The sequence below is a fragment of the Chryseosolibacter indicum genome (assembly GCF_018598585.1).
GTDB lineage: Bacteria > Bacteroidota > Bacteroidia > Cytophagales > Cyclobacteriaceae > Chryseosolibacter > Chryseosolibacter indicus.
Window position 1 is genome coordinate 1 of the sequence record NZ_JAHESD010000042.1, and the last position, 7665, is coordinate 7665.

At 48.3% G+C, this 7665-nt stretch carries 6 protein-coding genes; 3 read left to right on the forward strand and 3 right to left on the reverse strand.

Annotated elements, in window-relative coordinates:
- Positions 1-95 precede the first annotated feature (95 nt).
- From KK060_RS16445 to KK060_RS16455, 3 genes are all read left to right on the forward strand, one after another.
- Positions 96-920 (forward strand): helix-turn-helix domain-containing protein, encoded by an 825-nt coding sequence (locus KK060_RS16445; protein WP_496196143.1) that lies wholly within the window; start codon positions 96-98, stop codon positions 918-920.
- A 140-nt stretch (positions 921-1060) separates the two neighbouring features.
- Positions 1061-1489 (forward strand): MauE/DoxX family redox-associated membrane protein, encoded by a 429-nt coding sequence (locus KK060_RS16450; RefSeq protein ID WP_254154863.1) that lies wholly within the window; start codon positions 1061-1063, stop codon positions 1487-1489.
- Between the two features lie 88 nt (positions 1490-1577).
- A complete protein-coding gene (locus KK060_RS16455; protein WP_254154864.1) occupies positions 1578-1844 on the forward strand; it encodes a hypothetical protein in 267 nt (88 codons plus the stop codon).
- A 21-nt stretch (positions 1845-1865) separates the two neighbouring features.
- On the opposite strand, the gene KK060_RS16460 is transcribed toward KK060_RS16455, so the two are convergent.
- The 3 genes from KK060_RS16460 to KK060_RS16470 are packed head-to-tail and all read right to left on the reverse strand — an operon-like array spanning position 1866 to position 6824.
- Positions 1866-2276 carry a response regulator gene (locus tag KK060_RS16460; protein ID WP_254154865.1) on the reverse strand — a complete coding sequence of 137 codons (411 nt, stop codon included), beginning with the start codon at positions 2274-2276 and terminating at the stop codon, positions 1866-1868.
- Between the two features lie 4 nt (positions 2277-2280).
- Complete coding sequence (locus KK060_RS16465) at positions 2281-3627, reverse strand: RagB/SusD family nutrient uptake outer membrane protein (RefSeq protein WP_254154866.1); 1347 nt, start codon at positions 3625-3627, stop codon at positions 2281-2283.
- Between the two features lie 14 nt (positions 3628-3641).
- Positions 3642-6824, reverse strand: coding sequence for a SusC/RagA family TonB-linked outer membrane protein (locus tag KK060_RS16470; RefSeq protein WP_254154867.1), 3183 nt, complete (start codon positions 6822-6824; stop codon positions 3642-3644).
- Between the last annotated feature and the right edge of the window lie 841 nt (positions 6825-7665).

Below are 7665 nucleotides of genomic sequence, written 5' to 3' on the forward strand. Positions count from 1 at the left end.
GTGCGCAGCGATGGCGGGCAACTGGTCCGCATGGTGAAATCCTGCTGAGCGAAATCCAGGATGAGGACTACTGTGTCTGGCATATTGATTTCTTAATTCAGTCAGATACCACACTCACAATTCAACGAATGCCGCCGAGCTCTTCGGTAGGACTTTCTTTTACGCTCAAACGAAACATGCCGTACCTCATCAAAGGTTTGAACGCAGGTGTGGCACGAAGAAACGAGTACAACGTCACCTTCCTGCCCGAGCCTCATTGCGAGCTGAAGCTGAAGAAAGGAGCGTACGAATCCTTTGGCATTGAGTTTAAACCTGAATACTTCAGAAAGCTGAGTAAAGACGATGCGCCACTCTTTCGCAATTTTGTAAGCGCCGTACTGGAGGGACGACCTTCATCGATCACAGGCAGCCACCACATGGCCACCCCGCAGATCATGGATGTGGTGAGCGAATTGGTTCATTTTCGCTACCCTGGAAAAATGCGGAAGTTGTACATCAGGTCGCGGGTGGTCGATCTGCTTCGTTTATCGTTAGAGAATATAGCGATGGAGAAGGAGGGCACCAATGAAATCTCTGTATCAGACATGAGGGCATTAAATAGCGTGAAGGAATACCTCCTGGAAAACCTGGATAACCCGGGAAGCCTCAGGGAGATCTCACTGCGCACGGGTATCAATGAATTTAAATTGAAGACAGGTTTCCGGAAGGCATTTGGAAAATCAGTTATTGCGTTTGTACATGAGCAGCGCCTGGTTCAGGCGAAAACCATGATCACAAAAACTGATCTTCCGCTCAAGGTGATCGCCATGAAAGCAGGTTACCGGAATATCTCCAATTTTACCACGGCATTCCGGAAGCACTTCGGCTACCCGCCAGGCACCCTGAAACGCAATTCGGCTGCAGAGGAACCAAATAGCTGACCTGCATAAGATAAAATACGTTTTGCATAATTGCCTTGCGTGTATGTTTTTACAGATTTTACTTTTCCCATAACAAATGCTCCCCTTCGCATAAGAACGCGACACTACATTTATCCCATCATCAAATGCAAGGTTGAGCGATGAAGAAAACAAATAACATTACCCTTACGGTTATCGCCATGTTACTGACCGCGTTGTTTTCGTATACGACGCTTAGCAAAATGATCGACTATCCGCTATTCACAAAACAGTTGAGAAATTCACCTTTGCTGGGTGCGTTATCGGGTGTCCTTGCCTGGCTCATTCCGGTGGTTGAGTTGTGTGCTGTAATACTTTTGATCGTGCCGGCCTGGCGGAGAACCGGATTGCTTTTGTCAGCAGTGCTCATGTTGACCTTCACCGTTTACATCGGTGGGATGCTCCTGTTTTTTGAGACGCTCCCCTGTTCATGCGGAGGCGTGTTTGAGCAGATGACATGGACACAACACCTCTTGTTCAATATTGTGTTTTCTCTTCTCGCACTTGCCGGGTTCATCTTACACAAGCCCAACAATATTTTATCGCGATAAATCAGGAGATGCCGAAAACCTGGGACAGAGTAGGCAAAAGTTCAAAGACGTTTTCTTGCTTTTTGAGTGTCAAAAAAGCTTCACAACAATGAGAAAGATTAAATTGAATCTCATGCTTGTGGCACTGATCGTGGGTGCCATAAGTGCTTTTGCGTTCAACACGCCAGAGCCTCCGGTTCAGTTGTTTGGTCGTGTTACATTGCCTGATGGAACATTCAGCCATTGGGAAGCCGTATCGGAGGATTATAGTTGCAGCAGTGCCTCGGGTATTTGTACCGCGCAGTTGCAAAACAACGACCCGATGACTGGTCAGCCAATCTCCGGAACGGAGACCAGTGGTAAATACATTCCTTAATTTTTCAAAAAGCCCCTCTCGTCAGAGAGGGGTCTTTGAATTGTGTTGAAGAATTGCCTTTACATATTCCGGTAAAAGTGGTTTGTTATAAAACCGATTCACCCCAAGCAATCGTGCCCGTTTCACATCTCCGGGATCATCCGATGAACTTACAAACGCAATAGCGATGTTGCTTTTCGCTTGGCAGTCGAGTGCGTGAAAAGCTTCCAGGAACTGGAAGCCATCCATCACCGGCATATGTAGATCGAGCAGAATCACATCCAGCTTTTCGATGATGCCATTGCAGTAGTTCTTCAGCATACTCAATGCTTCGCTGCCATTGAAAGCCTGGTAGATCTTTCCGGCGAATCCCATGGAACGCATCAGCCGCTCACATAAGAACTGGTTGATGGCGTCGTCATCAACGATCAGAATGTCTTTCGTAACATCCATCAGTCTAGCGTGCGTTTTGAGGGATTCCGCTGATGAGGATTTCATCCGGTGGAATCGGATAAACAAAACGTCCATCATTGGGTGGTAACGTGTACACCGCTCCATTCAGTGTTCGCGTTAATGGGGTTGCAAAATTTACCTCAGCGTTCAATCTTCTCAGATCCGACCACCGCGTATTTCTGAATAGCAATTCTTTTCGTCTCTCCGCGAGAACAATAGCCAGCGCTTCTTCGGCAGTGCTCGCTGCCCGGGGCACAAAGGTACCGTTTGCGCAGCGGTTTTGTAAGAGCAGGTTAAGATCCGCAAGGGCCTTGTCTTTATCACCGAGCCGCGCAAAACATTCGGCACGGGTAAGGTAAATTTCGTCCGTGGCAATACCACTGAACAGGCGTGTTGACCCGGTGTACCATCCGCGGAAGACCGGTTTACCCCCAACATTTCGCACAAAAATCACCTTTCGCAAATCATTGTTATCATACGATGCATAGAGATCCACGTTCACGTAGGCATCTACACGGATACCGTAACTGGTTTGCGTACTATGAAAAATGACTTCTTCATTGAACTGCGCTATGGGACGGGCTTTCGCTGGGTCAAGCTGGTTGTAGTCCATCAACGCGCTGCTGTGCACAAGGCACGAATCAGAAAAAACCTTCGCTTTCTCATAGTCACGCATCACCAGGTATATTCGCGCCAATAAACCATAGGCAGCAGTTTTGGATGGCCTCGTCTTGTATGCAGCGTGAACGGGTAATAATGCAAGCGCTTCTTCCAGGTCAGCAATCACCTGATCGTAGCTTTCTCTCAGGGATGCCCTGGTAATCGGTGCATTGATGTCTGCTGTCAGGCGAATAGGAATTCCCGGCTTGCCTTCCAGGTCATTTGCGTGGTAGGGTGAGGCGAAGAGCTGAAGTAAGTTGAAGAATGCCATCGATCGGAAAAACAGGGCACTTCCCCTTAACGTATTCCAGGTATTGATTTCTGCTTCGGAAGGATCAAGTCTATCCAACTGTTCCAGGATCACATTCGAATAGAACACTTGTTTGTAGGCTGCATTCCAGTCGTAGCCTGTTTCGCCTTCATAGATTTCCGTATTCCAGATGTAAGCGTTTCGCTCGGTGGGCGTGTTCAGGTATTGCCAATACATTTCTTCGATGGTGTAATCATCGGAACCGATAAAGCCAAGGCCGGGGTCCATGTTGAACACATCCACATTGTTGTCGAGAAGGGATTGCAAATCGTTGTACGTTGTAGGTACAATGATCGACTTGTCGGATTTCTTTTCAAGAAAGTCATCACTGCAGGAAGAAATACAAAGCAGGAAAGTGAATAGTATGATAACTCGTTTCATAAAATAGCATTTGGTTAGAAGTCAACTTTCAATCCGAGAGCGTATGTCTTTAAAGCTCCATATTGCCTGTAGTCCGGGTCAGGAACCTTGTCAGAGGCCTTCCACAATATGCCCAGGTTGTTTACATACATATAGACCTGGGCCCGTTGGAACGGCATCCCTGGCGTTGATGATTTGGCGAGGGTGTAGCTGAATTGAATATCCTGGAAGCGAATGTGATCGCCCTTCTCCACGAGAACTTCACTGAATGCATAGAAGGGGCCTTGATTGGCATCATAGCTTGCTGGTATCGAAGGGATCTGGGTGTGTTTTTCATCGCCGCGATTTTTCCAGCGTTCATAATAATCACCATGTCCGCCAAGACCCAGGTTGTTGCCATAGGAAATGGAGTTTCTCCTGAAGTAGTAGCCCAGGCGATAGCTGATGTTAAATGACAACGACAGGTTATGCCATGAAAAGGTATTTCGAATGGAACCGAAAGTTGTAGGTCGCGCGGGTCCATGATAAACAAGGTCTTCCGGTTTTGTGTTTTGCGTGATCTCTAAATAATCCTTACTCACGGCGCCTTCCCAATATCCTTGCGGATCGCCCGTTGCCGGGTCAAGTCCCGCCCATGCATAGCTGTAAAGTCCGAAGGGTGTATTGCCCTCGCGCAGGTAGCCACCGGTGTCACCATAGTTCAGTAAATACCAGCTCGTGGCTTCGTCCTTGTAATGCGTTACTGTTAACTGCGAGGTACTAAAGAGAAAATTGGTTTGCCATTTAACTGCCCGGTTGACATTCGTGGTATTCAGAACAATGTCAACTCCATGTCCCTTTGTGCTGGCTGTATTCCCCTTGTATCGGTTTAGTCCTGTAGAAGGTGCCACGGGAGCAAAGCCGATCAGGTCTTCACCATTCTTCCGGTAATACTCAATGCTTCCGCTGGCAATGTTGCGGATGATTTCGAAGTCAAGGCCGAGGTTTACAATCCGGATGCGTTCCCATTGTAAGGAAGGGTTAGGCGGGTTCAGGATGCGTGCATACGGCAAACCGGTGATGGAATTAGTTCCAAAGGTCTGAGCCGTGGTGTAAGCCGTTACGGTCTTGTCAATGTTTCCGTTGTAGCCATAGGTAGCGCGGAATTTCAGGTGTGGCAGGAATGATACGTTGTAAAAGGGCTCCTCGCTGATATTCCAGGAGAAACCGGTAGACCAAAGGGGTACTCCCTTTTGGTTCGCTTCTACACCAAACAGGTTGGATTGATCTTTTCGTGCACTTACCGATAGGGTGTATCGTTGATTGTACGTATAGGCTGCATTACCATAGTAGGACAGGAACCGGTCCGTAAGGTCCGTTTGTCCATCCACAGATGGAATACGGGCTTGCGTAAAGGCGTAATAGTACTGCTGAAATTGCGTGGCATAGTCTACGGCAGAACTGTTGGCCAGCGCGTCATTGTATCCGTAGTAGCGATACTGCGTTCCGTTGGTTCTTACTTCCTTCACTTCATATCCGGCGATGGCATTCACCTGGTGTTTGCCAAACGCTTTGTTGAAGTTGAGTTGTGCCCTCAGGTTATTACTGAATGCGGACTGGTTGTTTATATCCAGTATGCCTCCCTCGGGGATCGGCAACGTACGTTGCCCGGTTGTGCTGACCTGTGTGTATTGGTTGACAAGGTTGCGGGCGAAGTAACTTTTCTCGGAATAGTGATTTCTTCCTTGCGTATCCGAATTCCAGAACTGGTAGAGCACGTTGGCCGACAGCCCGGGAATAAACTGGTAGCTTACACTGGCGTTGACGCGATAGTCTGTTGCCTTCGTCGTCTTGTCCACTTCATGAAGCTCCTGCAAGGGACGATAGGACCAATCCAGTAGTCCTTTCGCTTCGGCCTCGCGTTTGAAGCCTTCACGGTAGTCCTGAGTAATACTGAGCGGGTTACCGTTGTCATCGGCAAAGCTGGCGTACGGATAGAGACGATCAAAGGTAGTCATCCGGAGTGTAGACGGGTCGATGCCATTGTTTTGATGCGTGCTGCACGTATAGTACAAGTCGCCCGAGACCGAGACCTTGTCTTTCAGCAACGACCAGTTGTTTCTTGCGTTCAGCGTAAGGCGATCCTTCGCATTGCCAACCAGGGTTGCATCGTTCTTGTCATAACCTACGGATACATAGTACTGATGCGGCTTCGATCCGCCACTGAGGCTGAGGGCGTACTGTTGATTAACGCTCTTTTGATAGAGGTATTTACTATAGTCGTTCCGTACATCTTTGTTTCGTAGGGCAGCAAGCTTTGTTTCCAGCTCTTCCGACGAGAGCAGTCCATCGCGATTCGCGATCAGCAGTTCTACGACAGGCGTAAGCGCACGATGCGTCAGTTGGTTTTCGATGGAAGTGTAGTAACCGTTTTCAAACAATTGCCTTTCCGTAGCGATGTAGTCTGCCGTGCTCATGATGGGCACATAGAAAGGGTCTGGCTTTTCACCAATCGTGATGTTCGAGTTAAAGGAGATGCGTGATGCGTTCCGCTCTGATCCTCTCCTGGTGGTGATCACGATCACACCGTTTCCCGCCCGTGCACCCCAGATGGAAGCTGCAGCCGCGTCTTTAAGAACAGTGATGCTTTCAACATCATTGGGGTTGATGTTGGAGAGGTCACCGTCATAGGGGAAGTTGTCAATGACGACGAGCGGGTTGGCATTGGCAAACAAGGTGCTTCTTCCGCGAATGCTGATGGGGTCGGAGGCCGATCCTCCGCGGTTGAAGATCAGGCCACTCGTTACATCCTCCAGCCTGTCGAGAACGTTGGTACTTACCTTCCTGTTTACGAGTTCATGGTCTGCCATCGCAAATGAACCCGTGACCCGTTCTTTGGGCAGTTGTTCATAGCCTGTGGAGTAGACCATCACTTCACTTAGTGTGGTAATGTCTTCCACCAGGGAAACATTAATTACCGTCTCGCCCCCTACGGCGACTTCAGCCGTGGTGTACCCGATGAAGGAGAAAACGAGCACATCATTTTCACTGGCCTGCACGGCGAAGTTTCCTTCGGCATCGGTAGATATGCCGTGCGTTGTGCCTTTGACGATCACGTTCACGCCAGGGAGAGGTTGTTGATCCGCAGCCGAGATCACTTTCCCCTGCACCCTCCGCGACTGCGCGAACGAAGTGAGGTTAAGAACAATCATTAACGGAATGAGTAGTTTTTGTTTCATAGGTTTTTTTTAGTTTATGTGGTTTGTTACAATTACATTTTCTAATGCCCGCACCCAACGCCCAATGCCTAATGACTGATGACCGATGCCTAAGCTGCCCAATGACTGATGCCTAATGGCTGATGCCTAATGACTGATGCCTAATGACTGCTTAAAGGCCCAGCCGGCCCAGGAGGCCAAAAAAGTTTATAGTGTATTGTCTCATAGGTTTTAGTTTATGATTGCTAATCATTCGATTTCCTAATGCCCATTGACCAATGCCCAATACCTAAAGCCTGATGCATTCATCTTCGAGTACCATGTGATTACGCCTGAGCTTATCTTCGGCCTGGCACGGGCATGTGCGGATAAGGTCCAGCGTGAGATCATGGTACGGGGCCCAGCCGGCCCAGGAGGCGAAAAGACTTTATAGTGTATTGTCTCATAGGTTTTAGTTTAAGGTTTATTAAACTTTCGATTTCCCAATGCCTAATGACCAATGCCTAATGCCTACTGCCTAAAGCTGCATTCATCTTCGAGTACTATGTGATCACGCCTGAGCTTATCTTCGGTCTGGCATGGTTATGTGCGGATAAGGTCCAGCGTGAGATCATGGTACGGGGCCCAGCCGGCCCAGGAGGCGAAAAAACCTTATGGTGTTTTGTCTCATCGGTTTCATCGGTTTTGGTTTATGGTTTATTAAACTTTCGATTTCCTAATTCCCAATGCCCCAATACCTACTGCCTAAGCTGATGCATTCATCTTCGAGTCCCCTCATTGTTTTTACCAATGCCTAATGACTAATGCCTATTCCCTGATGCCCAATGCCCAATACCTAAAGCTTGATGCATTCACCTTCGAG

What these genes read in the sequence shown, in the direction of transcription:
- KK060_RS16465 (WP_254154866.1), bottom strand. Translation starts at nt 3,627, where the DNA reads ATGAAACGAGTTATCATACTATTCACTTTCCTGCTTTGTATTTCTTCC.
- KK060_RS16470 (WP_254154867.1), bottom strand. Translation starts at nt 6,824, where the DNA reads ATGAAACAAAAACTACTCATTCCGTTAATGATTGTTCTTAACCTCACT.
- KK060_RS16455 (WP_254154864.1), top strand. Translation starts at nt 1,578, where the DNA reads ATGAGAAAGATTAAATTGAATCTCATGCTTGTGGCACTGATCGTGGGT.
- KK060_RS16450 (WP_254154863.1), top strand. Translation starts at nt 1,061, where the DNA reads ATGAAGAAAACAAATAACATTACCCTTACGGTTATCGCCATGTTACTG.
- KK060_RS16460 (WP_254154865.1), bottom strand. Translation starts at nt 2,276, where the DNA reads ATGGATGTTACGAAAGACATTCTGATCGTTGATGACGACGCCATCAAC.